At 40.4% G+C, this 25875-nt stretch carries 20 protein-coding genes; 4 read left to right on the top strand and 16 right to left on the bottom strand.

Annotation, left to right across the window (positions count from 1 at the left end; translation table 11 throughout):
• Positions 1 to 5 precede the first annotated feature (5 nt).
• From J5A74_05855 to trpE, 5 genes are read right to left on the bottom strand one after another with little or no spacing between them, the layout of a single operon-like run.
• Positions 6 to 644 (bottom strand): phosphoribosylanthranilate isomerase, encoded by a 639-nt coding sequence (locus tag J5A74_05855; GenBank protein QUI94960.1) that lies wholly within the window; start codon positions 642 to 644, stop codon positions 6 to 8.
• Positions 641 to 1426: an indole-3-glycerol phosphate synthase TrpC gene (gene trpC, locus J5A74_05850; protein QUI94959.1), complete on the bottom strand. Its 786-nt coding sequence runs from the start codon at positions 1424 to 1426 to the stop codon at positions 641 to 643. Before trpC ends, J5A74_05855 begins: the two co-directional genes overlap by 4 nt.
• A gap of 9 nt (positions 1427 to 1435) precedes the next feature.
• Complete coding sequence (gene trpD, locus J5A74_05845) at positions 1436 to 2443, bottom strand: anthranilate phosphoribosyltransferase (protein QUI94958.1); 1008 nt, start codon at positions 2441 to 2443, stop codon at positions 1436 to 1438.
• A 12-nt stretch (positions 2444 to 2455) separates the two neighbouring features.
• The gene (locus tag J5A74_05840; GenBank protein ID QUI94957.1) at positions 2456 to 3028 is read right to left on the bottom strand and encodes an aminodeoxychorismate/anthranilate synthase component II; all 573 of its coding nucleotides are present in this window, start codon (positions 3026 to 3028) and stop codon (positions 2456 to 2458) included.
• A 1-nt stretch (position 3029) separates the two neighbouring features.
• Positions 3030 to 4505, bottom strand: a complete 1476-nt coding sequence (trpE, locus tag J5A74_05835) for an anthranilate synthase component I (protein ID QUI94956.1) — start codon at positions 4503 to 4505, stop codon at positions 3030 to 3032.
• Between the two features lie 426 nt (positions 4506 to 4931).
• Between trpE and J5A74_05830 the strand changes: the two genes are divergently transcribed.
• A complete protein-coding gene (locus tag J5A74_05830) occupies positions 4932 to 5855 on the top strand; it encodes a hypothetical protein (protein ID QUI94955.1) in 924 nt (307 codons plus the stop codon).
• Between the two features lie 125 nt (positions 5856 to 5980).
• Here the strand turns inward: J5A74_05830 and tpiA are convergent, their stop codons facing one another.
• From tpiA to J5A74_05800, 6 genes are all read right to left on the bottom strand, one after another.
• Positions 5981 to 6727, bottom strand: a complete 747-nt coding sequence (gene tpiA, locus J5A74_05825) for a triose-phosphate isomerase (GenBank protein ID QUI94954.1) — start codon at positions 6725 to 6727, stop codon at positions 5981 to 5983.
• A gap of 37 nt (positions 6728 to 6764) precedes the next feature.
• Positions 6765 to 7976, bottom strand: coding sequence for a phosphoglycerate kinase (locus J5A74_05820; protein QUI94953.1), 1212 nt, complete (start codon positions 7974 to 7976; stop codon positions 6765 to 6767).
• A 75-nt stretch (positions 7977 to 8051) separates the two neighbouring features.
• Positions 8052 to 9083, bottom strand: coding sequence for a type I glyceraldehyde-3-phosphate dehydrogenase (gene gap / locus J5A74_05815; GenBank protein ID QUI94952.1), 1032 nt, complete (start codon positions 9081 to 9083; stop codon positions 8052 to 8054).
• A gap of 241 nt (positions 9084 to 9324) precedes the next feature.
• Entirely contained in the window at positions 9325 to 11493 is a 2169-nt protein-coding gene (locus J5A74_05810) for an ABC transporter permease (GenBank protein QUI94951.1), read from the bottom strand.
• A complete protein-coding gene (locus J5A74_05805; protein ID QUI94950.1) occupies positions 11480 to 12124 on the bottom strand; it encodes an ABC transporter ATP-binding protein in 645 nt (214 codons plus the stop codon). The genes J5A74_05810 and J5A74_05805 overlap by 14 nt, the downstream gene beginning before the upstream one ends.
• 1 nt (position 12125) lies before the next feature.
• Positions 12126 to 13802: a Na/Pi cotransporter family protein gene (locus J5A74_05800; GenBank protein QUI94949.1), complete on the bottom strand. Its 1677-nt coding sequence runs from the start codon at positions 13800 to 13802 to the stop codon at positions 12126 to 12128.
• 132 nt (positions 13803 to 13934) lie between these two features.
• Between J5A74_05800 and J5A74_05795 the strand changes: the two genes are divergently transcribed.
• Entirely contained in the window at positions 13935 to 14747 is an 813-nt protein-coding gene (locus tag J5A74_05795) for a histidinol-phosphatase HisJ family protein (GenBank protein ID QUI94948.1), read from the top strand.
• 46 nt (positions 14748 to 14793) lie between these two features.
• On the top strand, positions 14794 to 15276 hold the full coding sequence (locus tag J5A74_05790; protein QUI94947.1) for a methylglyoxal synthase: 483 nt from the start codon (positions 14794 to 14796) through the stop codon (positions 15274 to 15276).
• A 69-nt stretch (positions 15277 to 15345) separates the two neighbouring features.
• Here J5A74_05790 and rny read toward each other — a convergent pair whose 3' ends face one another.
• The 5 genes from rny to J5A74_05765 all read right to left on the bottom strand — a co-directional run bounded on the left by rny (position 15346) and on the right by J5A74_05765 (position 21429).
• A complete protein-coding gene (rny, locus tag J5A74_05785) occupies positions 15346 to 16902 on the bottom strand; it encodes a ribonuclease Y (protein ID QUI94946.1) in 1557 nt (518 codons plus the stop codon).
• Positions 16903 to 17010: 108 nt separating this feature from the next.
• Positions 17011 to 17601, bottom strand: coding sequence for a regulatory protein RecX (locus J5A74_05780; protein QUI94945.1), 591 nt, complete (start codon positions 17599 to 17601; stop codon positions 17011 to 17013).
• A complete protein-coding gene (recA, locus tag J5A74_05775; protein ID QUI94944.1) occupies positions 17601 to 18641 on the bottom strand; it encodes a recombinase RecA in 1041 nt (346 codons plus the stop codon). The genes J5A74_05780 and recA overlap by 1 nt, the downstream gene beginning before the upstream one ends.
• Before the next feature lie 454 nt (positions 18642 to 19095).
• On the bottom strand, positions 19096 to 20532 hold the full coding sequence (gene pyk, locus J5A74_05770; protein QUI94943.1) for a pyruvate kinase: 1437 nt from the start codon (positions 20530 to 20532) through the stop codon (positions 19096 to 19098).
• A 93-nt stretch (positions 20533 to 20625) separates the two neighbouring features.
• Positions 20626 to 21429: a hypothetical protein gene (locus J5A74_05765; GenBank protein ID QUI94942.1), complete on the bottom strand. Its 804-nt coding sequence runs from the start codon at positions 21427 to 21429 to the stop codon at positions 20626 to 20628.
• A gap of 167 nt (positions 21430 to 21596) precedes the next feature.
• Between J5A74_05765 and J5A74_05760 the strand changes: the two genes are divergently transcribed.
• Positions 21597 to 25850, top strand: a complete 4254-nt coding sequence (locus J5A74_05760; protein ID QUI94941.1) for a 2-hydroxyacyl-CoA dehydratase — start codon at positions 21597 to 21599, stop codon at positions 25848 to 25850.
• The last annotated feature ends 25 nt before the right edge of the window (positions 25851 to 25875 follow it).

Below are 25875 nucleotides of genomic sequence, written 5' to 3'. Positions count from 1 at the left end.
TCCTCCTATCTGTGTTCGTCATAGTCGCGAACATTTTGTACAAATCTTCTTATTTTTTTTCTGTCCTTTTTCTTTTCTGTCTCCACACCACTGGAGACATCCACCCCAAAGGGATGTAAACTTTCAAGTAGCTCAGAGACATTTTCTGGATTTAATCCACCCGCTAAAAAATAGTCTCGATTTACTGACTTTAAAAGCTCCATTTGTTCTTGTGAAAATAGCTTTCCATCGCCCATCCCTGCATCAAGTAAAATCATATCCGCTGGCACTTCTTTTATCAATGTTAAATCTTCCTTTGATTTTACCTGAATGGCCTTGATGATCTTTGCCTGAACTTCCACCGATGCAAGCACGGCCTTTAATCGTTCAATATAGCGAATATCTTCCCTGCCATGGAGTTGAATAATATCAATCACCTTTTGGGCACAGGCATCGACAATCATAGAAATCTCTGCATCAACAAATACACCCACAACCTGAATTTCCTCTTTTAATCCAGCCCTCAAGGTCTTTGCTCTCTCGATGGTAATATTTCGATGACTCTTTGGAAAGCCCATAATAAAGCCAATATAATCTGGACTCACCATATTGACAGATTCAATGTCTTCTCTCCGTGATAATCCACAAATCTTGATCTTTGTCATCGTCCAGCCGCCTCAAAAAATTGCTGCAACAAAGTTTTCTTATCCTCTGCTCGCATCAAGGTCTCTCCAATCAATGCAGCATCTGCTCCCATCTTGGCAATCACTTCGATATCTTTTCCATCCTTTACACCACTTTCACAGACAAAGAGTATATCACTTGGAATCTTTTCTCTCAATCGGCTGGCATTGGAAAAATCAACACTAAAATCCTTTAAATTTCGATTATTGACACCAATTATTCTTGCCCCTGCTTCTAGTGCCGATGCAATTTCCTCTTCATTATGTGTCTCTACCAAAGCATCTAATCCCAATTCATCACAAATTTGAATATAGTCCTTGATTGTCTTTGTATCCAATATCGCACAAATGAGAAGCACTGCATCTGCTCCCATTAGCTTTGCTTCATAGATTTGATACTCATCTACTGTAAAATCTTTTCGAATCATTGGAGTTGACACATTTTTTCTGATTTCTTTAAAAATTTCATCACTTCCAAGAAACCACTTTGGTTCTGTGAGAACAGAAATGGCATCTGCTCCCGCCTTTTCATAAGCTTTAGCAATCTCTAAATAAGGAAAATCTTCAGAGATAATCCCCTTAGATGGTGATGCCTTCTTGACTTCACATATGAAACGCAAATTTTCTTTTTCTAAGGCAGCAAAAAAGCGATGTTCTCCCTTTTTTGTCTCCATTGCCCGCTTTTTTATGCTTTCTAAGCACTCCTTCTCCTTTGCAAGAGCTACCCTCTCTCTCGCATAATTTGACAATTCATCTAATATCATTTTATCCACCTATGCATTGGAAAGAGCAATAAACTCTTCCAATTTTTTCTTTGCCTTTTTGCTATCAATGGTCTCGGCTGCCAGTGCAATTCCATCAGCAATGCTCTTTACCTTTCCTGCAACATAGAGTCCTGCTCCTGCATTCATTAACACAGCATTTCTCTTTGCTCCAAGTTCACCATTTAAAATCTCTAAGGTAATTTTTGCATTTTCTGCTGCTTCTCCACCCAAAATATCTTCCTTTTTGCAACGCTCTATGCCAAAATTCTCTGGCTCAATCACATATTCCTTGATCGTTCCATCAGTAAAATCACAAATTGTTGTCGGTGCAGTTACAGAAATTTCATCCAGCCTCTCCTGACCATAGACAACCATTCCTCTCTTGACACCAAGCTTCATCAAAACTTCCGCCATTGGTCTTACCAGTGATTCATCATAGACACCCAAAAGTTGCATATTGGCCCCCGCTGGATTTGTAAGTGGTCCCAAAAGATTAAACACTGTTTTAATCCCCAAGATTTTTCTCACTGGGGCCACATACTTCATTGACTGATGATAATTTTGTGCAAATAAAAAGCAAATATTGATTTTTTCCAATAGTTCCTTCGCCTTTTCTGGCTCCAATACAATATTTACCCCCAAAGCCTCCAAACAATCGGCTGCTCCTGACTTTGAAGAAGCTGAGCGATTGCCATGCTTTGCAATAGGAACACCTGCTGCTGCCACAACGATAGCCGATGTCGTCGAAATATTAAATGAATTTGAGCCATCTCCACCAGTTCCCACAATCTCTAGAACATCCATGGCATTTTCCAACTTCTTGCAATGAGCCCGCATTCCCACCGCACAGGCCGTAATCTCTTCAATCGTCTCTCCCTTCATAGATAAGGCCGTCAAAAATGCCGAAGTCTGAATGGGGTCTGTATTTCCTGACATAATTTCATCCATGCAGGCCACTGCCTCATCATAGCTTAAATTCTGTCTCTGTACTAATTTTTTAATCGCCTCACCGATCATCAATACCGCCTCCTATCTCACATTTGTAAAGAAATTCTTTAAAATATTTTCGCCTTCTGGTGTCAAAATTGACTCTGGATGAAATTGCATTCCATAAATTGGGTACTTCTCATGCTCCACAGCCATAATCTCTCCATCTTCGGTCTTTGCTGTCACTTTTAAGCACTTCGGCATCGTCTCAGGAAGTGCTGCCAGAGAGTGATATCTTGCCACTGCAATTTCATCAGGTAGTCCTACAAATAACTTACTGTTGTGATCAACTTTTGCCATAGATTGTTTTCCATGCATTAATTCCTTGGCATAGGAAACCGTTGCCCCAAAGACTTGGCAGATTGCCTGATGCCCAAGGCAAATGCCAAGAATTGGAATTTGTTTTCCCAATTTTTCAATGACCTCCATCGAAACTCCTGCTTGTGCTGGTGCCTTTGGTCCTGGCGAAATAATAATATACTCTGGCTTCATCCTCTCAATTTCAGATACACAGTATTCATCATTTCGAATCACACGGATATCTGGATTGATCTTTCCAATCAATTGGTATAAATTATACGAAAAACTGTCATAATTATCAATTAGTAAAATCACTCTAGTACTCCTCCTCTGCTGCAATTTCTAAGGCTCTCACTACAGCCTTTGCCTTATTGATGCATTCTTGATATTCCTTATTTGGATCAGAATCCGCTACAATTCCTGCTCCTGAGCGAACCATCACCTTGCCATTTTTCTTGTAGGCAATGCGAATGGCAATACAGGTATCCAAATTCCCTGTAAAATCAATATATCCAATGGCACCACCATAAATTCCTCTCTTATCATCTTCAAGCTCATTGATAATTTCACAGGCTCTAAACTTTGGTGCCCCCGAAAGTGTTCCCGCTGGCAAAACAGAGGCAACCGCATCACATGCATCCTTATCCTCTCGAATTTCTCCCCTCACCGTGGATCCGATGTGCATTACATGAGAAAACTTCTCGATGCACATATACTTTTCCACTTCTACTGTGCCAAATTTACTCAACTTTCCAATATCATTTCTTCCAAGGTCAACGAGCATATTGTGTTCTGCCCTCTCCTTTTCATCAGCGAGAAGTTCTTGTTTTAATCTTGCATCTTCCTCGGCATCTTTTCCCCTCGGTCTTGTTCCAGCTAGTGGAAAAGTCTGCAAGACGCCATCCTCAAGTTTTACTAGAGTTTCTGGAGATGCTCCCGCAATCTCGATGTCATCACTTGAAAAATAAAACATATAGGGTGATGGATTTAAGGTGCGAAGTGCACGATAGGTTCCAAGTAAGCTTCCCTCAAAGTCGGCTGTCATTCGATTAGATAAGACCACCTGGAAAATATCTCCCTCATGAATATAGTGCTTTGCCTTCTCCACCATATGGCAATATTGTTCTTTGTCAAACAAATACTGAAAATCTGAAGTGATCTTTCCAGACTTTTCTTTCTTCTGGTTTCCTGTCTGAATTAATGTTATCATTTTTTGTAATTCTTTTTGTCCAGCAATATAACTTGTATCAATATCTTTTGTAGAAATGTTGACAATCAGCACAATCTTTTGCCTGTAGTTATCATAGGCAATCACCTTATCAAACAACATCAAATCCACATCCTTAAACCCTTCTGCATCCTTGGCATCAAGTTTTAAGTTTGGCTCACTATATTGAATAAAATCATAGGAAAAATAGCCTACCAGACCACCTGTAAATGGCGGAAGATGGTCAAATTTTGGACTTTGATTTTCCTCTATAATTTTTCGAATTTCAACAGCTGGATCCTTACAAGTAAATTCCCTTATGGTGTCCGTGACGATTCGCAATTTATCCTTTGTCGCACTAATTTCTAACTTTGGGTCATATCCCAAAAAGCTATACCTTCCCCAGCGTTCGTCCTGCTCGGCTGACTCCAACAAATAACAGTGCTTGCTCACATTCTTTAAAATCTTGAGTAGAGAAATTGGTGTTTGAACATCCGATAAAATTTCTGTTGCCAGTGGAATCTTTTTATACTTTTCTTGTCTTGCAATTTCCCTTGCTCTTTCTAAGCTAATATTATAATTCATCTTCTTCCTCCAATAAAAAAACTCGTCCCGATAGTCAAAAACTATCAAGGACGAGTCAACATTTCCTCGCGGTGCCACCTTGCTTCGTATATTTTCATATACGCCCTTATCGGATACCAACATATCCTCTGCAACTTACGCATGCATCTGCGTCATGGAATACTCAGCAATGCCTTTGACCATGCCCTCCGTGGTCCATTTAACAAACTGCATTTCTATCTGGTTCTCAGCTACCCAGACTCTCTGTGAGCGCACAAATGTTTTTATCTCCACTTCAACGGTTTCATTAGTATTATAACTTTTTTTTATTAAATCACTATTCTTTTATTTTGTCAATAGACTTTTTTATTAAGATTGTGTTATACTTGTGATGAGAGATATTTGGAAATTGAGATGGTATAGATATGTTAGATTGGGGGAATAAAAATGCAATGTAAAAAATTATTATCCATTACTCTTGTCATGGCAATCTCTGTGACAACTTCAGGTGTTGTCCTCGCCGCAACAAAGCGACCGGGCAATATTGTTTCTTTTAAGGGACCTGCTCTCAAAGAAACTTCTGCTGTTGCCCCCATTGCCCCAAGTCAAAAAGGAAAGGCAAAAGCAACGACAAAAAACACGACTACTACTACAACAGCAACAACTACAGCACAATCGACATCTTCTAAGGGCATTTGGAAGAGTATCAATGCCACAACTTGGACTTTTCAGCTTCCTGATGGCAGCTTAGCCAAGGGCTGGCATGATGACTTTCACTTCAATGAGTCCACAGGACAGATGGACTATGGTTGGCTAGATTTAAACAACGCACGCTATTTCCTTAGCACCAAGCATGATGGTAGCTTTGGAAAGAAACTCATTGGCTGGCAGTGGATTGATGGCTATTGCTACTACTTCGATGCCAGTGGAAAACTTCACACTGACACCAAGAAAAAAACTCCAGATGGACATTTTGTTGATGCTCAGGGACGCTGGATCATTAATGGAAACCTACAACAAAGAACCGATATTGGCTACAGCAGTCATTTGCCAAGTGTACAACAAGTAGCACCCGCAGATACAAAGTCCACACTTACAAATAAAATCGCCACAGATGCAAAAACAGGAGCAAAATTTATTGTCAATCAACTGCTCCTCGATGCCAATGCTGATGTGAGTGAGGAACAAGTCAGCAAACTACTTGCTCCATATAATGGAAAAGTAGTAACGCATATTCTTTCCATCAACACTTATACGGTTGAATTTTCTGATGTAAAGACCGCTCAAGAACTCGAGGCCATTGCAGATGAATTGCGAAAGAACACCATGTTTACCCATGTGCACCACAATGAAATTGTAACCATACAATAATGCTATAAATGATAAGAGGCTATGGAAAATTCATAGCCTCTTTCTCTTTAAAATACAATAAAAGGAAGTTTCCAAGCTCATCCTTGAAAACTTCCCTCATCTATTTATTTAAACATCACTCAATTCTAGTAGTTGACAATCTTACCAAAATCTGGCTTTAAGCTTGCACCACCAACGAGACCTCCGTCGATGTCCGCCTGTGCAAAGAGCTCTGCTGCATTTGCTGCACCAACTGATCCGCCATATTGGATGCGAATAGCCTGTGCTGTTGCCTCATCATAGACCTCACCAATGCAAGCACGGATGGCCGCACATACTTCCTGTGCCTGTGCTGTTGTCGCTGTCTTACCTGTTCCAATAGCCCAAATTGGCTCATAGGCAATAACTGCTGTCTTTGCCTGATCAGCGGTTACATTCTGGAAGGCAATCTTAATCTGCTGGCGAATCCAGTCAATTGTGATTCCCTGCTCTCTCTGAGCCAATGTTTCACCACAGCAGACAATTGGTGTAATGCCCACTTCAAAGGCCTTTAACACCTTCTTATTTACTGTCTCATCTGTCTCTGCAAAGTATTCTCTTCTCTCAGAGTGACCAATGATGACATACTTTACACCAACATCGGTGAGCATCTTTGGTGAAATCTCACCTGTATATGCACCAGCATCCTCAAAGTACATATTCTCAGCACCAACTGCAATATTGCTCCCCTTTGTTGCCTCAATTACTGGAATCAAGTCAATCGCTGGAACACAAAATACAACATCAACATCTGGATTTTGTACAAGTGGCTTTAACTCCTCCACAAGTGCAACAGCCTCTGAAGGTGTCTTATTCATCTTCCAGTTTCCTGCAATAATCTTTCTTCTAGACATGATCGATCTATCTCCTTTGTTCATTAACCTCTATTGATTATCTATTATCTGCTGCAGCTACACCTGGAAGCTCCTTGCCCTCTAAGAACTCAAGGCTCGCACCACCACCAGTTGAAATGTGTGTCATCTTATCAGCAAATCCAAGACGCTTTACAGCATTGACAGAATCTCCACCGCCAATAACTGTTGTTGCATCGCTAAGCTCAGCAACAGCCTTGCAAATTTCCAATGTACCCTGTGCAAAGTTCTCAAACTCAAATACGCCCATTGGTCCATTCCATACAACAGTCTTTGCACCCACAAGTGCTTCCTTGTAAGCTGCAATAGTCTTTGGTCCAATATCAAATCCTGAGAATCCTGCATCGATCACATCGACAACCTTGCGCTCTGTATCATTTGAAAATTCCTTGCCCTCAACATGATCTACTGGCAAAAGAAGCTTTACATTCTTCTCCTTAGCCTTCTTTATCATCTCAAGTGCATAGTCAAGCTTGTCTTCCTCACAGAGAGAATTTCCAATCTCCTGACCCTGTGCCTTTAAGAATGTATAAGCCATACCACCACCGATAATCAAAGTATCTACCTTATCAAGAAGGTTGTTAATGACATTGATCTTATCAGAAACCTTTGCACCACCAAGGATGGCAACAAATGGGCGAACTGGATTCTCTACAGCCTGTCCAAGGAACTTAATTTCCTTTTCCATCAAGTAGCCAACAACATTTTCCTTGCAATACTTTGTTACACCAACATTTGAGCAATGTGCTCTGTGTGCTGTACCAAATGCATCGTCAACAAAGATGCCATCACAAAGATCTGCAAGCTCCTTAGCATATTGCTCAGCCTTCTCGTCCTTGCCATACTTTGTCTCTTCTGCTCTATATCTTGTGTTCTCTAATAAAAGAACCTCTCCATCCTTTAAGCTGTCAGCCAATGCCTTTGTCTCTGGACCTGTTACCTGTGGATCAGAAACAAACTTTACTTCAACACCAAGACGCTCTGAAAGAGCTGGTGCAACTGGTGCAAGACTTAAATCCTTTACAGGCTCTCCCTTTGGCTTACCAAGATGTGAACAAAGAATCAACTTTGCACCGCCATCCAATAACTTCTTCAATGTAGGAATTGCACCATCAATACGATTATAGTTTTGAATCACGCCGTCCTTCAATGGAACATTAAAGTCGCAACGCACCAATACTTTCTTTCCCTTGATATCCTTTAAATCATCTACTGTCTTCTTGTTTAACATAGAGCTCTCCTTTATTTACATTCTTCAAAAAAAGAGGTCCGGTCCTAGGACCGGACCTCTTTGGTCTCTGATAAATTAGTTCAATTCAGCAAAGTACTTGATTGTTCTTACCATCTGTGATGTGTAAGAATTCTCGTTGTCATACCATGAAACAACCTGTACCTGATATAAGTCATCGCCCAATTCAGCTACCATTGTCTGAGTTGCATCAAAGAGTGAACCATACTTCATTCCAATAACATCAGATGAAACGATCTGATCCTCGTTGTAACCAAATGACTCTGAAGCAGATGCCTTCATAGCCTCATTGATCATCTCCTTTGTAAGGCCAGCCTTCTTAACAACAGCTGTAAGAATTGTTGTAGATCCTGTTGGAACTGGAACTCTCTGTGCAGATCCGATGAGCTTGCCGTTGAGCTCTGGAATTACAAGGCCAATAGCCTTAGCAGCACCTGTTGAGTTAGGAACGATATTTGCAGCACCTGCTCTTGCTCTTCTCAAGTCACCCTTTCTGTGTGGTCCGTCAAGGATCATCTGGTCACCTGTGTAAGCATGAATTGTGCTCATGATACCACTCTGGATTGGTGCAAGCTTGTTCAATGCATTTGCCATTGGTGCAAGGCAGTTTGTTGTACAAGATGCAGCAGAGATAATTGTATCGTCCTTTGTCAATGTGTTCTCATTTACGGAGAATACAACAGTTGGAAGATCATTTCCAGCTGGAGCTGAAATAACAACCTTCTTAGCACCTGCATCAATATGTGCCTGTGACTTTGCCTTTGATGTGTAGAATCCTGTACACTCAAGTACAACATCTACTCCAATCTGTCCCCAAGGAAGCTTAGAAGCATCTGCCTCTTTGTAGATTGTAATCTTCTTGCCATCAACAGTGATGGAATCCTCACCAGCCTCAACAGTATGAAGGCCCTCACCGATCTTTCCACAGAAACCACCCTGTGCTGTATCATACTTCAAAAGGTGTGCAAGCATCTTAGGATCTGTAAGATCATTGATTGCTACTACCTCATAACCATCTGCCTCGAACATCTGTCTAAATGCGAGACGACCAATGCGTCCAAAACCATTAATTGCTACTTTAACTGACATATTAACTCCTCCTGTAAGAAATGTAAGTTTTCATCTCGTCTATTATTGTACTCAAAATGATACAAAATTGCAAGTACCTTCTTCCATCTCTGTTTTTTTCTATTTCGTCATTTTTTAGTCAATCAAGTCTCTATTCCACCCATTTTTGACTGATATCTCCACACAAAATGTGTATACATTTTATGTTTCCACATTTTATCGTGATATTAACTAGTTTTTCCTCGTATATCTCCCTACTTTTTTACTTATTTTTCGAAGACTTTATCATATAGCCAAGGAAAAATACTAGAATTTGCACACAAATAAGTGCATACTGCCAATAAGATGTACGACTTGCCCATATCATTCCCATCGGCAAATATTGAGAAATTGTTGAAAATGTTCTGGAAACATGAGAAATATCCACAAAACAACCACTCCATAGGCACAACAGTAACACAAAATAGAGCAGCATTCCTTCCAATCCAATGGCATAGGAAAAGAGCATAGAAAGTAGTGCACTAAAGCCTGTTGCCCACAGCGAGAAGCATACCAATGCTAAAATTTTCTCCTGTCCACTACTTCCAATCACCATAGTTTCTAGACCAATCAAAAATGAAAAACTTGCCATCACACATAAAATACTCATCCGATGCTTTCTTCTCTTTCTGATCGAAAGGCGCCTTTGTACATCCATCTCCTCTTGATCCTGTGCAGCCAAGGAAAGAGAAAAACTCAAAAACAAAATTTCCATTGCCACAATGGCCAGTGCGTTTGGTGAAAATATTTCCCTCTGTGTAGCTCCCTGATAGTTCTTTAAAGAATATAGTGGTGTAGCATTAGAAAATTCTTGATTTATGCGAAAAAGTAGCTCCTGACTCTCATCCTCTGTAAGCTTTCTCTTTAGAATCTTTTCTGCCATCCCTTTTGCCCCATATTTACTTCGCATGGCAATCACTTTCCCTGCAATAATTTCCCTAATGGCTTCTTGAGAAAAACCACCACTCACCCCTATATACTCATAATCATTCTTTCTAAGGACAAACATCCCCTCTGCTTCTCCAAATAAAACACCGATTTTAGCCTGATTTTCCTTCTTTTGAATCAACTCCAATTCCTGATTTTTTTGTAACTCTTCCCATAATTCCCTGCTCTTTTCATCTCCACTTTCATTGACTACATAGAGTTTTATTTTCTGGCTTAAGGGGCGATTTACCTGTTTGATCACTAGTCCAAATGTCGCTGCCACTAAAATCCAAATCACCAGCCAAATTCTTGAACCAACTAGGCGAAGAAGTCGAATTTCCCACAAAAAATGACTTGACCTATGTTCTCTTTCTTTCCTTCTTCCCACAAAAAAATAAATTCCAAAAAGTAATATTCCAAGAAGCATCATCCCCAGTGCTGGTAGATATAAAATCCACCTTTCCTTCATCTGTGTGCCGTCCATCGCCATAAAAGCATAAATCGGATGAAACGGAATTCGAAACTTTCCCCAAAGTGTTCCTCCACTGACTAACAAAAGTAAAGCCAACATATTTCCTATCTTTTGTACATCTTTTTTACAAAAGACAGATATCCCTGCCAAAAAGATAAAACTAGATAGCAAACTGATAAAATAGAGCAGAAGGAGTTTTTGAAAGAAAATAGAGACATAGAACATCACAGGAAGTGCACAGAGAAAAAGCACCACAATTTTTGATAAAAAAAATGCTCCTATTTTCCCCCCTCTTACCTGATAGCGGACGAGTATCCATTGGTTAATTTCTCTTGGAATATTTCTTGCAATCGCAAGAGCTGATAAAAATGCACTCAAAAATAGCACCGTTGCCAATACCCTAGCACTCTGTCCCTGAACATACTTTTGTGCTGTATCTTTGAAAATGCTCTGGCGACCAAGGGCATCGGACAATAATTGAAGTGAGGCATTTTCATACATCTTTTCATCACTTTGCCCTGTAAAATTATGCACCGCTCTGGCCACTGCCTGATCTGTCTGCATAATATTCATAATGGAGCTAAAAATAGAGGTAAAAATTTCGCTCTGCACAGGCATGTTGATGTTACTGACTACTTCCACCGGCTTGGCCTGAAAGTAATAGGCATCATAGAAAAAGTCTTTTGGGATCGTAAATACAGCTGCTATTTCTCGCTGAAATGCCTCTTCATTATCTTCCTCTTCTCCAATTTCTTCTATTGATGAGAAAAGTTCAACATCCTTCATTTGCTTAATTAGCGTTTTGGACATCATTGTCTGATCCTGATCTCTGACTCCAACTGCAAATGGCTTTGCAAGACCATCCTCTACCACCTTTTCACTCATCACTTGCATACTCAAAAATAAGAAAATGGGCAAAAAGATCAATAAAAGATTCCACGGTCGAACAAGAATTTGAATATCCTTATAGAGCATTGCTCTAAAGCCCTGCATCCATCATCCTCCCTTTCTTGATATAAATTCTTCGATCAACTAAAGTATCTACAATCTCCTTCTGATGACTAATCAAGACAATGCCAACACCCTCATCTCGTCTTACCTTTAAAATTTTTATCATTTGCTCAATGGAAACTTCATCTGCCCCAACAAATGGTTCATCCAAAAGTAAAAGTGACGGCTTTCCCAACAGTGCTGTGGCCAAATGCAGTCTTCTCTTCATTCCTCCCGAATAGGTCTGTACTCTTTTGTCAATCTTTTCTAGCAGTCCAAGTTCTTTTAGTAAAGATTCACTCTCTACCTTGATCTGAGATCCATTCATCTTCTCTAAAAGCCCCCAAAAAGTCATATTTTCTCTTCCTGTCAATTCCTGATACAATGATAATTCCTGTGGAAGATAGGAAAGCCTTTTCTTTACATCCTTCCTATACTCAATACTTCCCCCATCAAATTTTTGTGTCCTCGCAATCAAGGACAAAAGCGTGCTCTTTCCTGCACCATTCTCTCCCAAAATGCCAAGAATTTCTCCGCTTTGGATAGCGAAAGAGGCAGACTCTATCGCTGCCTCTTTGCTCCCTCTGTATTTTTTTCTCACCTCATGTAAAATACAAAGTTCTCTATTTTTCATCTTATAATTCCTTTGCAATATAGCCTGCCAAGTTGGAAGCATGATCTGACATTCTCTCTAAATTGCTCACAATATCAAGGAAAATCACTCCTGCCTCTGTTTTACATTGCTTCTTTGACAACCTGTCAATGTGCTTTTCTCTCAATTCGTCTTCCAGATTATCAACCTGATCTTCTAGTTCGTTCACCTTTCGAACATCATCCATATTCGGGTTCCTTCTCGCATCAATGGCTGCCTCCAGTGCCTTGTAGACTTTCTCAGAAATTCTCTTTAAATCTTCGACTGCTACTTCGGAGAATTGAAGTTTTTTCTCTTCCAAGTACTGCATATTTTCAACCAGATTTTCTGCGTGATCGCCCACCCGTTCAATGTCACTGACGGTATAAAACAAATCATTGACGACTAACTTTTGATGCTCGCCAAGCGGAAGATTATCGACCTTAATCAAATATTCAATTAAAACTTCTTCCATTTCATTGATGGTCTTTTCTACCGTAAACACCTTCGCAATCTTTTCCTTATCTCCTGTCAAAACAGCATCAATGGCTGTCCTTGTGTTTTCCAGTGTAATATGACCCATATGGATGATCTCCAATGTAGCTGCCTCAAGTGCAAATGCTGGTGTTTCAAAGATACGCTGATCAAATTGCCTGATGGCATCCACTGGTGACTCCACTGTAGCACCTTGTTCTGCAATCTCGTCTGTTCCCTTGACAAATACACCGGAAAGACTGACCAACTGATTGACAAATGGAAGTAAAATTAAGGTCATCGTCGAATTAAATAGAGTATGGAAAATAGAAATATCCACTGCTGTCATATTGCTGGTCGCAAACTTTTTATTAATGTTAAAGAAGATAAATCCGCCAATTCCAAAGACCACGGCACCCAATGTATTAAATAAAAAATGAAGCACTGCGGCTCTCTTTGCTGTCCTTGAACTTCCCACACTGGAAATCAAGGCAGTCACACAGGTACCGATATTTTGTCCCAAAGTAATATAAATGGCTGAACTCATATTGACCACACCATTGAGGGCCAAAGTCTGCAAAATACCAACCGATGCCGATGAACTTTGTAAGAGTGCCGTAACAATGGCACCAGCCAAAATACCAAAAATTGGATTCTTTCCAAGAATGGCAAATGCCTGTGAAAAAATGGGAAGCTGTGCATATGGACTGATCGAACTTGACATATACTTTAATCCCAAGAACAAAAATCCAACACCAATGACAATCTCTCCAATCAAGTGCTTTTTCTCTGACTTGGCAAACAAGATAAGCATTGCACCAACACCAATAAGTAATGGTGCATCAAATTCTGGCGTCAAAATCGCCAAAGAATCCCCCATCTGGCTCATTGACACCAACCACGCTGTAATCGTTGTACCAATGTTTGCACCCATAATGACACCCACAGCCTGTGTCAATGTCAAAATTCCTGCATTCACAAATCCAACAACCATAACTGTTGTTGCTCCAGAACTATGGATAATTGCTGTAATCAATGCCCCCAGACCGATGGCCATCAAGCGATTGTTTGTCAGCATACCGAGGAATTGCTGCATCTTTCCTCCAGCTGTCTTTTGTATACCTTCTGACATGATATGCATACCATACAAGAACATACCCAGACCGCCCACAAACCCAAATAGATTTGCAATGTTTTTAACATCCATCTCTTTTCTTTTTCCTCTTCCTTTTTTGATCAGGTTTTTACCCGTCTAATTCGCATTCTAACATAGACCTATATCTTTTTTCAACATTATTTATTATAATTTATATATCATTTCAAATAAGGAGAGTTTAATATGTTAAACGATTGTCACATTCACACACATTTCTCTTCTGATTCCACAACTCCACCAAGAGCACAGATCGAGCGAGCAATCTCTCTTGGCATGGAAAGGATTTGCATCACAGATCACAATGACTATGATGCCATCAATGAAGAGGGAATGACTTTTTTGCTCGATGTCGAGCGCTATTTACTCGCTATGCAAACTCTCCAAATCGAATACCGCAAGGATATTGAATTACTTATTGGTATCGAACAGGGGTTGCAATTGCATCTAAGAGATTATTATGACGAGTTTTCTAAAAACTATGCCGGCTGTTTTGATTACATCATCGGATCAAGCCACTTTATTGATCGCCAAGATCTCTACTATCCTTCCTTCTATCAAGGACATCGAGAGGAAGATTGCTACGCACATTACTTTGATATTTCTACACAGAGAATCCTTTTACTCGATGACTTTGATAGCTTTGGTCACCTCGACTATATCGTGCGATATGGTCCAAATAAAAATGCCAACTATTCCTACGCTGCCTTTGCCGAATATATCGATCCGCTATTAAAGGCATTGATTAAAAAGCGAAAGGCTCTTGAAATCAATAGTGCAGGCTACAAGTATCAGTTGGGAGTGCCAAATCCTCATCCCGATATTATTCGTCGATACAAGGAACTCGGAGGAACTATGGTGACCATTGGCAGTGATGCCCATCAACCAGAATATATCGGCCATCACTTTGATGATGTTGCTCAAATTTTACTCGATTGTGGCTTCATAAAATACACTATTTTTAGAAAACGACAACCAATTTTTCTACCTATTCTCTAATAATATGATACAATAGGGAAAGATTATATTTATTTGGAGGTATTTTATGGCTGTAAAAAATGAATTTATTACTTTCACAATTCCTGAGCAAAAGACCATCGCTCTCATCGCCCATGATGGCAAAAAGGCAGAATTGATTGATTGGTGCAATTCCAACAAGGAGATTTTGAGCAAACACTTCTTGTGTGGAACAGGAACAACTGCTCGACTTGTCTCTGCCAAAACAGGTCTTCCTGTCAAAGGCTACAATAGTGGTCCGCTCGGAGGAGACCAACAAGTAGGAGCAAAGATTGTTGAGGGAAAGATTAATTTTGTTGTCTTTTTCTCTGATCCACTTGAAGCACAACCACATGACCCAGATGTCAAGGCTCTCCTTCGCATCGCTCAGGTCTATGATATTCCGATGGCCATCAACAAGGCCTCTGCAGATTTTATGCTCCACTCTCCACTACTCAACAATCCATATGACCACAGTGTCATCAATTTTGATCGAAATGTGGAAGAGAGAGTGGAATCTGTCCTTCAATAAAATCTCTTTTGTGAAGTCAGAAATAAAGGGAGAGTTTTCAAGCCAAAACTTGAAAACTCTCCCTCTTTTCTATTTTGCAATATCTTGCACTCTTGATTCTCGAATGACATTGACTTTAATCTGTCCTGGATATTGCATCTCTTCCTCAATGCGTTTTGCCACATCATGAGCCAAAATCACCATATCATCTTCTGACACCTTCTCTGGCATAACCATAATGCGCACCTCACGTCCTGCTTGTATGGCAAACGACTTATCCACACCTTCAAATGAGTTTGTAATCTCTTCCAGTTGTGTCAAGCGCGTCGTATAATTTTCCAAAGTTTCTCTTCTTGCACCAGGTCTTGCAGCCGAAATTGTATCTGCCGCTTGTACCAAACAAGAAATCAAGTTGTCAGCTTCCACATCCCCATGATGTGATTCTACAGCATTGATCACAATTGCAGATTCTTTGTACTTTCGACAAATATCTGAACCCAATTGCACATGTGAACCTTCAACTTCGTGGTCAATTGCCTTTCCAATATCATGTAAAAGCCCTGCTCTCTTGGCCATACGAACATCCACACCAACTTCTGCGGCCAAAAGTCCTGTCAGTTCAGCCACCTCAATCGAATGTTGTAAAGCATTTTGTCCAAAACTTGTTCTAAACTTCATACGACCAACCAATTTGACAAGTTCTGGATGAAGTCCATGCACACCCACTTTCATGGTAGCCACTTCTCCTGCCTGTCTCATCACCACATCGACTTCCTTCTGTGCCTTTTCCACCATCTCTTCGATTCTGGCTGGATGAATTCGCCCATCCACAATCAATCTCTCCAGTGCAATTCTAGCTACTTCTCGTCTAACTGGATCAAATCCTGACAAAACCACAGCTTCTGGCGTATCATCAATAATCAATTCTACCCCTGTCATCTGCTCCAATGTGCGAATATTGCGTCCTTCTCGACCAATAATCCTTCCCTTCATCTCGTCATTTGGCAGTTGAACAACAGAAACCGTTGTCTCTGCCACATGATCTGCTGCACACTTTTGGATAGCTGTGACAATGTAATCCTTTGCCTTTCGCTCAGCCTCTTCCTTAGCCGAATTTTCTAGCTCCTTAATTAACTTTGCCTTGTCATGCTTGATGTCATCTTCCACTGATTGCAAGAGAAATTTCTTTGCATCCTCTGTAGTCAAGCCAGAAATCCTCTCTAGTTCTGCCTGACCCTGCTCTAGGAGTTCCTCTACTTTGCGATTTTTTTCGCTCAGCTTTTCCTCCTTTGCAATTATGGCCTCTTCCTTCTTCTCCAATGTTTCCTGTTTCTTGTCAATGTTTTCTTCCTTGATTAAGACTCTCTTTTCATAACGCTGCAGTTCTGCTCTTCTCTCTTTGACTTCCTTATCAAGCTCATTCTTCGTCTTCAGTGACTCTTCTTTTGCTTCTAAGAGAGCTTCGCGCTTCTTTGTCTCCGCTGTTTTTAAGGCTTCCTCTATAATTTCTCTGGACTTGACTTCTGCCGAACCGATCTTATCTTCATAAGTCTTCTTTCGATGTGATATTGCCATTTTCCAACTCAGAGGCGCCACAATAACTGCTGTAAGGATAACTGCAATTAAAAAAATAATACCTTGTGACACAGGAGCACCTCCCTATTAAATTTTCATTGTACGATTACAACATTTAAATTTTATCAGAAAATGCCCTAAATTGCAATAAACTTCAATCACTTTCACCAAAGCCAAGCCCTATTCATCCATGCAGGAAAGAATCACATCATAGGAATATCCCTTAGCCACGAGCGATTGCACCAATTTTCTCTTTTGTTGCCAATCACTATTTTGTCGATCATACTTCTTTTTTTCTAGGAATCGAAGAATTTGACCTCTTTCATCTACACTCTCTAAAGATAAAAATTCCTCCAAAAGTTCTGGCGATATTCCTTTTTGTCGAAGATCATACATCATCCTCTTTCTACTCTTTCTTTCTCCATTTGAGCGAATATAAAAGTCCACATAGCGTGTATCATCAATATAGTGGAGTTTCTTTGCCCAATCGATAGTCTCATCAATCACTTCGTTTGGATAGTAACCATCCCTTAACTTTCCTCGCAATTCCGCCTCGGTCTTATCCCTGTCCTTTAAAATGTAGACAATTCTCTCTCTCGCCCGCTTTTTTAAAATAGGATACACCTTGATTGCATAATCTTCATCGCTTAACTCTTCATTCTCCTTAATTCCAAGTCGAAAAATCTCCCCCCGATAGAGTGCAAAGGTATCCTGGTCCGCACAAATCTTACTGCGTCGCTTGTCTATCGGAATAATCTGCGTAATCAACATTATTCTTTAGTCTCTTCTTGTACTTCTTTTACAACCTTGACATCATCTTCAAGTCCATGGGCAGCACGCACCTTAGTCTCAACCTCAGCCATAATCTCTGGATGCTCACGCAAAAACTGCTTAGCATTTTCTCTTCCCTGACCAATCTTACTTCCCTGATAGGCATACCAAGCACCACTCTTATCAATAATGTCCTCTGCCGCTGCAAGATCGAGAATATCTCCCTCTCTAGAAATTCCCTTTCCGAACATAATATCAAATTCTGCCTCACGAAATGGCGGTGCAATCTTATTCTTGACCACTTTTACCTTTACTCGATTTCCAACAACCTCACCACTATTCTTTAAAGCCTCTGCCCTTCGAACTTCCATACGAACAGATGCATAGAACTTCAGTGCACGTCCACCTGTAGTTGTCTCTGGATTTCCAAACACAATGCCAATCTTTTCTCTCAACTGGTTAATAAAAATCACTGTGCAATTGCTCTTTGCCATAATTCCTGTCAGCTTTCTCAATCCCTGACTCATCAATCTCGCCTGCAATCCCATATGAGAATCACCCATATCACCATCAATCTCTGCCTTTGGCACAAGAGCAGCAACAGAATCCACAATCACAATATCTACTGCCCCAGAGCGAACCATTGTCTCCGTGATTTCCAAAGCCTGTTCTCCATTGTCTGGCTGTGAGATATATAAATTGTCAATGTCCACGCCAATATTTTTTGCATAGGCTGGATCAAGGGCATGCTCTGCATCAATAAACCCCGCAATTCCGCCCCTCTTTTGCACTTCCGCCACCATATGTAAGGCGACCGTCGTTTTTCCTGAAGACTCTGGACCATAGATCTCTACAACCCTCCCCTTTGGAATTCCACCAAGACCAAGGGCAAGATCCAAGCTCAAAGAACCTGTAGGAACTGTCTCTATATTCATATTGATATCTGAATCTCCCAGTCTCATAATCGAGCCCTTGCCATAGGCCTTTTCAATTTGTGTCACTGCAGCATCTAATGCCTTTAATCTATCATCTGTATTCATTACTTTATCCTCCCACAGCCATATACGAACATATGTTCTATTTAACTATATAATAATACACTTTCTCTGCCTTGTCAATGTCTATTCCTAGCTTGATTGGTAAATTGTCGAAATGACAAAGATATGCTTGAATCTATCAAAGATTTTCTACACTGAAATGATTATATTTGCAATATTATCATATTTTATGCAAATTAACAATTATATTCTTCCTATTCTTAAGAAAGTATTCATATTTCCTTTATTATTTTTTCAATTTTTTTACACAAAACTGTGCTATACTGAGTTCATCATAAAAAGTGCGAAGCACTCCACAGTTTATGAAAATCCCGAAATCCTAAAACCTACGCCCCCAAATCGAAAGATTTGGGGGTGCTTCGTTTTGCCCAAATATAAAAAAGAAGGAGCCTCCAACAAAGTTGAAAGCCCCTTGAATAAAATATTGATAAAGCAATTACTGTACAGTAACAACACGCATTGAATTTGTCTCTGACACTGGAAGATGATCGGCCTTGCCCTGTACGATACCTGCTGTTGTAACCACGATATCTCCTGACTGAAGGTGAGCCAACTCCTTAACAATCTCAACAGACTCCTCTAACAAGTTATCTGTAGAATCTGATCTCTTGGACTGTACTGGAACAACACCCCAATAGAGCTGCATCTGTCTAATGGTCTTCTCACTTGGTGAAAGTCCATAAATAGTTGCACTTGGTCTCCACTTAGAGAGCATACGAGCTGTAAAACCACTGATTGTTGGAGCAACAATAGCCTTTGCACCAAGAGCATCTGCTGTAGCAACTGCAGAATAACTTACCTGATTAGAAATATTCTTCTCAGAAACAGCATCGATATGTCTTGTCTTATAAGCCTCTGAATTCAAATGCTTCTCTGTCTCCTCAGCAATTCTAGCCATTGTCTGCAATGCCTCCAATGGATACTTACCCATCGCAGACTCTCCAGAAAGCATAATTGCATCTGTACCATCATAAATTGCATTCGCTACATCGGCAACCTCAGCTCTTGTAGGTCTAGGATTTCTAATCATAGAATCAAGCATCTGTGTTGCTGTAACAACTGGCTTACAAGCAAGATTGCACTTTTGAATCAACATCTTCTGAATAGCTGGAACCTTCTCTGCTGGAATCTCAACACCCATATCACCTCTGGCTACCATGATACCATCAGCAAGTTCAAGAATCTCATCGATATTGTCGATACCTTCTTGGTTCTCGATCTTAGCAATAATCTTCATATTGGCATTCTTCTCTGCGACGATCTCTCTGATCTCACGGATTGCTGCAGCATTTCTTACGAATGATGCGGCAATAAACTCAAATCCAAGGTCTGCACCAAAGCGAAGATCTTCTTTATCCTTATCTGTAAGAGGTGGAAGCTTAACTGATACACCAGGTACATTGACTCCCTTTCTCTCTCCGAGTTCGCCGCCATTTAATACTGTACAAGTAATGTCGCCATTCTCTACAGATTCTACACGAAGCTCGATCAAACCATCATCAATCAAGATTGTATTTCCTGGAGCAATATCCTCTGCAAGACCTGCATAGTTGATAAATCCCTTCTTGTTGTCACCGACACACTCATGAATGCTCAAAACATAGGTCTGTCCCTGCTCAAGTGTAACCTTCTTGCCATCTACCAAAACACCTGTTCTGATTTCTGGTCCCTTTGTATCCAAAAGAGCTGCAATCTGAAGCCCAGTCTCTTTTCTGACCTCTTCCAAGATCTTATATCTTCCCAAATGCTCCTCATAGTCACCATGTGAGAAGTTGAATCTTGCGATATTCATACCGCTGAGTGCCATGTTCTTCATCAATTCCTTGTCATTGGTATTTGGTCCCATTGAACAAATAATTTTTGTTTTCTTCATTTTCGCGTCCTCTTTCAAAAAATAATGTCATTGATGTAACAATTGTATTATACAATACTTTGCAAAAAATCGCTACCATCAATAGAGATATTTTTATTCGATATGCTTGTGTGTATACAGATGTTCCGCACAATACTCATAATTCCCATTGCACTTTGAACAATATCGAAATTCCATATCGGGCATATCTTTCTCTGTTCTTCCACATACAGCACATTTATGTACTGTACGAGATGGAACTTTTATCTTTGTCTTATTTTCTTTTTGGACTGCTCGCTTTGGTGTGATCCCTCTCCACATCTTTGTCATCACAAAGAAAATAATAAAATTAAGTCCTGACAAAAATAGTGTCACCCTTGTCACCTGATTTCCACGAATAAAATTATATAGACCAATCACAATATAAAATAGTGCCAAATACTTGGCCTTAATGCGCAATACAAAATAGATAAAAAATTCCATATCTGGAAAAGTCAACGCAAAAGCTAAGAGAATCGACATATTTAAATTATCTGGTGTAATCGCATAGCGAAGTCCAAAACCAAAGTAGAGAATAAACGCTGCCAAAATATGAAAGAACACCCCCATCAACATAAAGACATTAAATCGAAATGCTCCCCAAATGTTTTCCAATGTATTTCCCAGACTAAAATACATCCACAACATCAAAGCACTAAATAAAATATTATTGCTCGGTGGATAGATCATCCAAGTGATGAGTCTCCAAATTTGTCCATGCAAAACTTTTGGCACATCGAGTGCCAAATATTCATAATAAATTTGAATATTCACTATACTCATAACAAAGCCAATGGCATATAATACAACGAAATAATACATCAAATTATGAATAGCATATTTGGAAAATTTGTGCTCAAATTTGTTAAAAAAACTCATATTCCTCCCTTTCTTTTCTATGCCGTTTGTAACCTTCCCTATTGTATCACATCCTGCCCAATTGTAAAATCAAATCGAATGTGTTAGAATTGCGTTTGCAACATAAACTGATAATATTAGTATTGATTCCTATTTTTAAAAATAAGAATCATTGAAATGAGGTTACAATGACAGAATTAACAAAGAATACTCTGGGCATTGATGTCGGCTCTACCACAGTAAAGATTGCCATCCTTGACCAGAATAAAAATGTATTGTTCTCTGACTATCAGAGACATTTTGCAAACATTCAGGGCACTCTTGCCACACTTTTAAATACGGCCTACGAAAAACTTGGAGATATGGAACTTATTCCTTTGATCACCGGATCGGGTGGCTTGACTTTAGCAAAACATCTTGATATGACCTTTGTCCAAGAGGTTATCGCTGTCGCCACAGCCCTTGAACATTACGCTCCACAGACGGATGTTGCCATTGAGCTTGGTGGTGAAGACGCAAAGATTATCTACTTTGCAGGTGGTCTTGACCAGAGAATGAATGGTATCTGTGCTGGTGGTACGGGCTCATTTATCGACCAGATGGCTTCTCTTCTTCAAACAGATGCCACAGGACTGAATGAATTTGCCAAAAATTATAAGTCCATCTATCCAATTGCCGCACGTTGTGGTGTGTTTGCCAAATCAGACATCCAACCTCTCATCAATGAGGGAGCAACGAGAGAGGACTTAGCTGCCTCCATCTTTCAGGCTGTGGTCAATCAGACGATCTCTGGACTTGCCTGCGGAAAACCAATTCGTGGACATATTGCATTTCTCGGCGGCCCACTTCACTTTCTGCCCGAATTAAGAAATGCTTTTATTCGCACCTTAAATTTAACTGACGAATATATCATTGCACCTGAAAACTCACATCTGTTTGCAGCCATCGGCAGTGCACTAAATGCAAAAGATCAAGCCTCCATTCCGATTGGCAGCCTGATCAATCAGCTTCGCACAGGCGTGACCATGGAACATGAGATCACTCGAATGGATCCACTCTTCCACAATGAGGAAGAATACAAGGTATTTCAAACTCGTCACTCTGGCAATGCGGTAAAGACTGCGGACCTAGCAAGCTATGAGGGAAACATCTATCTTGGTATTGATGCTGGTTCTACAACAACCAAAATTGCTCTCATTGACGATCAAGGTTCTCTCCTTTGGAAGTTTTACTCAAGCAATAACGGCTCTCCCCTTGCCACAGCCATCCGTGCCCTCGATGAGGTCAAAGATCAAATCAATCCAAAGGCAAAGATTGCCTACTCCTGTTCTACAGGTTATGGCGAAGCCCTATTAAAAGCTGCCTTTATGCTCGATGAGGGAGAAGTAGAGACGATTGCTCATTACTATGCAGCTTCTTTCTTTGACAAAGATGTTGATTGCATTCTCGACATCGGTGGTCAGGATATGAAATGTATTAAAATCAAAGATAACACTGTAGATTCTGTACAGCTAAATGAAGCCTGCTCTGCAGGTTGTGGTTCATTTATTGAAACCTTTGCAAAATCATTAAATTACAGTATTGTTGATTTCGCAAAGGAAGCATTGTTTGCTAAAAATCCTGTGGACCTTGGAACTCGCTGTACAGTATTTATGAATTCCAATGTCAAGCAGGCCCAAAAAGAGGGGGCAACCGTTGCCGACATCTCTGCAGGCCTAGCCTACTCTGTCATTAAAAATGCTCTCTACAAAGTCATTAAAATCACTGACCCTTCTGACCTTGGAAGACATGTCGTCGTTCAAGGCGGTACTTTCTACAATGATGCAGTGCTTCGTGCATTTGAAAAGATTTCAGGCTGTGAAGCAACAAGACCTGACATTGCTGGAATTATGGGTGCTTTTGGTGCTGCACTCATTGCAAGAGAAAGACATGAAAACAAAGAAACCAGTATGATTCCTCTGGAAAAAATGATTTCTCTTCAATATGATACGACGATGAGTCGCTGCAAGAGATGTAACAATGCCTGCGTGCTCACCATCAATAACTTTGGTGGTGGAAGAGAATTTATCTCTGGAAACCGCTGTGAAAGAGGTCTAGGTCATGACAAGGTAAAAAATGATATTCCGAATCTCTTTGATTACAAATATCACCGCATATTTGATTACCCTGCTCTACCTGAGGCCATGGCTGAACGAGGCGTCATTGGTATTCCACGAGTACTCAACATGTATGAGGACTTCCCATTTTGGGCTATTTTCTTTAAGAAACTTGGCTTTAGAACTCAGCTCTCTCCAATGTCAACAAAGAAGTTATATGAGATGGGCATTGAATCTATTCCAAGTGAATCCGAGTGCTATCCTGCAAAGCTCACTCATGGTCATGTATCATGGTTAATCCGAAAGGGCATTAAAACCATTTTCTACCCATGTGTGCCATATGAACGAAATGAGACACCAGATGCTGGAAATCACTATAATTGTCCAATTGTTACCTCTTATGCTGAGAATATTAAAAACAATGTGGAAGAAATTGCTGAGCAAAATATTCGCTTTTTAAACCCATTTATGGCATTTACAAATGAAGAAGTGCTCACCAAGCAATTAATTAAGGTGATGGCGGATGAATTTGGTATTGGAGAAAGAGAAGTCAAGGCTGCTGCTCATGCTGGATGGAATGAACTCTTACAGGCAAAAAGAGATATTGAAATCAAGGGAGAGGAAACCTTACAATGGTTAAAAGACAATAAAAAACATGGCATTGTCCTTGCTGGTCGACCATATCATGTGGATCCTGAAATTCACCACGGTATTCCTGACATGATTACTTCTTTTGGTCTTGCGGTGCTCACAGAAGATTCTGTCTCCCATCTTGCACCAATTGAAAGACCTGTCATTGTCAGTGACCAGTGGATGTACCACTCAAGACTCTATGCAGCTGCTTCTCTTGTCAAACAAAGAAATGATCTTGACCTTGTTCAACTCAATTCCTTCGGCTGTGGTCTTGACGCTGTCACCACAGATCAGGTTTCTGATATCTTGGTTGGTTCAGGAAAGATTTATACCGTACTAAAGATTGATGAGGTCAATAACCTCGGTGCCGCAAGAATCCGCATTCGCTCTCTCATTGCTGCTATGCGTGTGAGAGAAAAGCGAAATATTGAACGCCACATCAAGAGTGCGTCCTACCACAGAAAGACATTTACAAAGGATATGAAAAAGGACTACACGATTCTATGTCCACAGATGAGTCCAATTCACTTTGATATTCTTGAACATGCACTCAATGCCTTTGGCTACCATGTCGAAGTTTTGCAAAATGAAGGACGCTCTGCCATTGACTGTGGATTAAAGTTTGTCAACAATGATGCCTGCTATCCATCCCTCATTGTTGTTGGGCAGATTATGGAAGCACTATTATCTGGCAAATATGATCTCAATCACACAGCCATTTTTATGAGTCAGACAGGTGGTGGATGTCGAGCAAGTAATTATATTGGATTTATCCGCCGTGCCCTCGAAAAGGCAGGCATGGAACAAATCCCTGTTATCTCTGTCAACGCCAATGGAATGGAAACCAATGAGGGATTTCAAATCACCCTTCCAATGATGATTAAAGCCATGCAGGCTATTGTCTACGGTGACCTCTTTATGCGTGTTGTCTATGCAACCCGCCCATATGAAGCTGTGCCAGGATCAACGGATAAATTACACCAAAAATGGAGAGCGAAGGCGATTCAATCTGTCTCAAAGAAGAGTCCTTCCTTCGGTGAATTTAAGAAAAATATCCGTGCCATTGTCAAGGAATTCGACGAATTGCCAAGGCTCAATATTAAAAAACCTAGGGTCGGTGTGGTTGGAGAAATTTTAGTCAAATTTTCCCCACTTGCCAATAATCACATTGTAGAACTTCTCGAAAGAGAGGGAGCTGAGGCCGTTGTCCCTGATTTACTGGACTTCCTTCTCTACTCCTTCTACAATGCTAACTTTAAGGCCGAGCACCTTGGAATGTCCAAAAAGACAGCATTTCTTTGCAATTGGGGAATTAAACTTCTCGAAGGATTTCGAAAGGATGCCAAGGTGGCCCTTGAAAAGAGCAAGCACTTTGTTGCTCCTTCAAACATCCGACACCTTGCTGATATGTCTAAGGAATATGTTTCCATTGGAAACCAGACAGGAGAAGGCTGGTTCTTGACGGGTGAAATGCTTGAACTTATTGAAACAGGTGCACCAAATATTGTTTGTACACAGCCATTTGGCTGTCTGCCAAACCATGTCGTTGGCAAGGGTGTAATCAAGGAGCTTCGTCGCTCTCATCCGGAAGCCAATATTATTGCGGTCGACTATGACCCAAGTGCGTCTGAGGTAAATCAGCTCAACCGCATTAAGTTAATGTTAGCTACAGCCAATAAGAATTTGGCAAAAAACAGCGAAGTCACTGCCTAAATTTAATAAAAAAAGGGGATGTGAA

It is taken from the genome of Lachnospiraceae bacterium oral taxon 096 (assembly GCA_018141845.1).
In the GTDB taxonomy this organism is placed as follows: domain Bacteria; phylum Bacillota; class Clostridia; order Lachnospirales; family Lachnospiraceae; genus F0428.
The sequence above is the reverse complement of the archived record's forward strand: the minus strand, read 5'-3'. Positions and strand labels throughout refer to the sequence as shown.

Bases quoted from the DNA above. Each gene is read 5' to 3' on its own strand.
- J5A74_05855 (QUI94960.1), bottom strand. From the start codon at position 644: ATGACAAAGATCAAGATTTGTGGATTATCACGGAGAGAAGACATTGAA.
- trpC (QUI94959.1), bottom strand. From the start codon at position 1,426: ATGATATTAGATGAATTGTCAAATTATGCGAGAGAGAGGGTAGCTCTT.
- trpD (QUI94958.1), bottom strand. From the start codon at position 2,443: ATGATCGGTGAGGCGATTAAAAAATTAGTACAGAGACAGAATTTAAGC.
- trpE (QUI94956.1), bottom strand. From the start codon at position 4,505: ATGAATTATAATATTAGCTTAGAAAGAGCAAGGGAAATTGCAAGACAA.
- J5A74_05830 (QUI94955.1), top strand. From the start codon at position 4,932: ATGCAATGTAAAAAATTATTATCCATTACTCTTGTCATGGCAATCTCT.
- tpiA (QUI94954.1), bottom strand. From the start codon at position 6,727: ATGTCTAGAAGAAAGATTATTGCAGGAAACTGGAAGATGAATAAGACA.
- J5A74_05820 (QUI94953.1), bottom strand. From the start codon at position 7,976: ATGTTAAACAAGAAGACAGTAGATGATTTAAAGGATATCAAGGGAAAG.
- gap (QUI94952.1), bottom strand. From the start codon at position 9,083: ATGTCAGTTAAAGTAGCAATTAATGGTTTTGGACGCATTGGTCGTCTC.
- J5A74_05810 (QUI94951.1), bottom strand. From the start codon at position 11,493: ATGCAGGGCTTTAGAGCAATGCTCTATAAGGATATTCAAATTCTTGTT.
- J5A74_05805 (QUI94950.1), bottom strand. From the start codon at position 12,124: ATGAAAAATAGAGAACTTTGTATTTTACATGAGGTGAGAAAAAAATAC.
- J5A74_05800 (QUI94949.1), bottom strand. From the start codon at position 13,802: ATGGATGTTAAAAACATTGCAAATCTATTTGGGTTTGTGGGCGGTCTG.
- J5A74_05795 (QUI94948.1), top strand. From the start codon at position 13,935: ATGTTAAACGATTGTCACATTCACACACATTTCTCTTCTGATTCCACA.
- J5A74_05790 (QUI94947.1), top strand. From the start codon at position 14,794: ATGGCTGTAAAAAATGAATTTATTACTTTCACAATTCCTGAGCAAAAG.
- J5A74_05780 (QUI94945.1), bottom strand. From the start codon at position 17,601: ATGTTGATTACGCAGATTATTCCGATAGACAAGCGACGCAGTAAGATT.
- recA (QUI94944.1), bottom strand. From the start codon at position 18,641: ATGAATACAGATGATAGATTAAAGGCATTAGATGCTGCAGTGACACAA.
- pyk (QUI94943.1), bottom strand. From the start codon at position 20,532: ATGAAGAAAACAAAAATTATTTGTTCAATGGGACCAAATACCAATGAC.
- J5A74_05765 (QUI94942.1), bottom strand. From the start codon at position 21,429: ATGAGTTTTTTTAACAAATTTGAGCACAAATTTTCCAAATATGCTATT.
- J5A74_05760 (QUI94941.1), top strand. From the start codon at position 21,597: ATGACAGAATTAACAAAGAATACTCTGGGCATTGATGTCGGCTCTACC.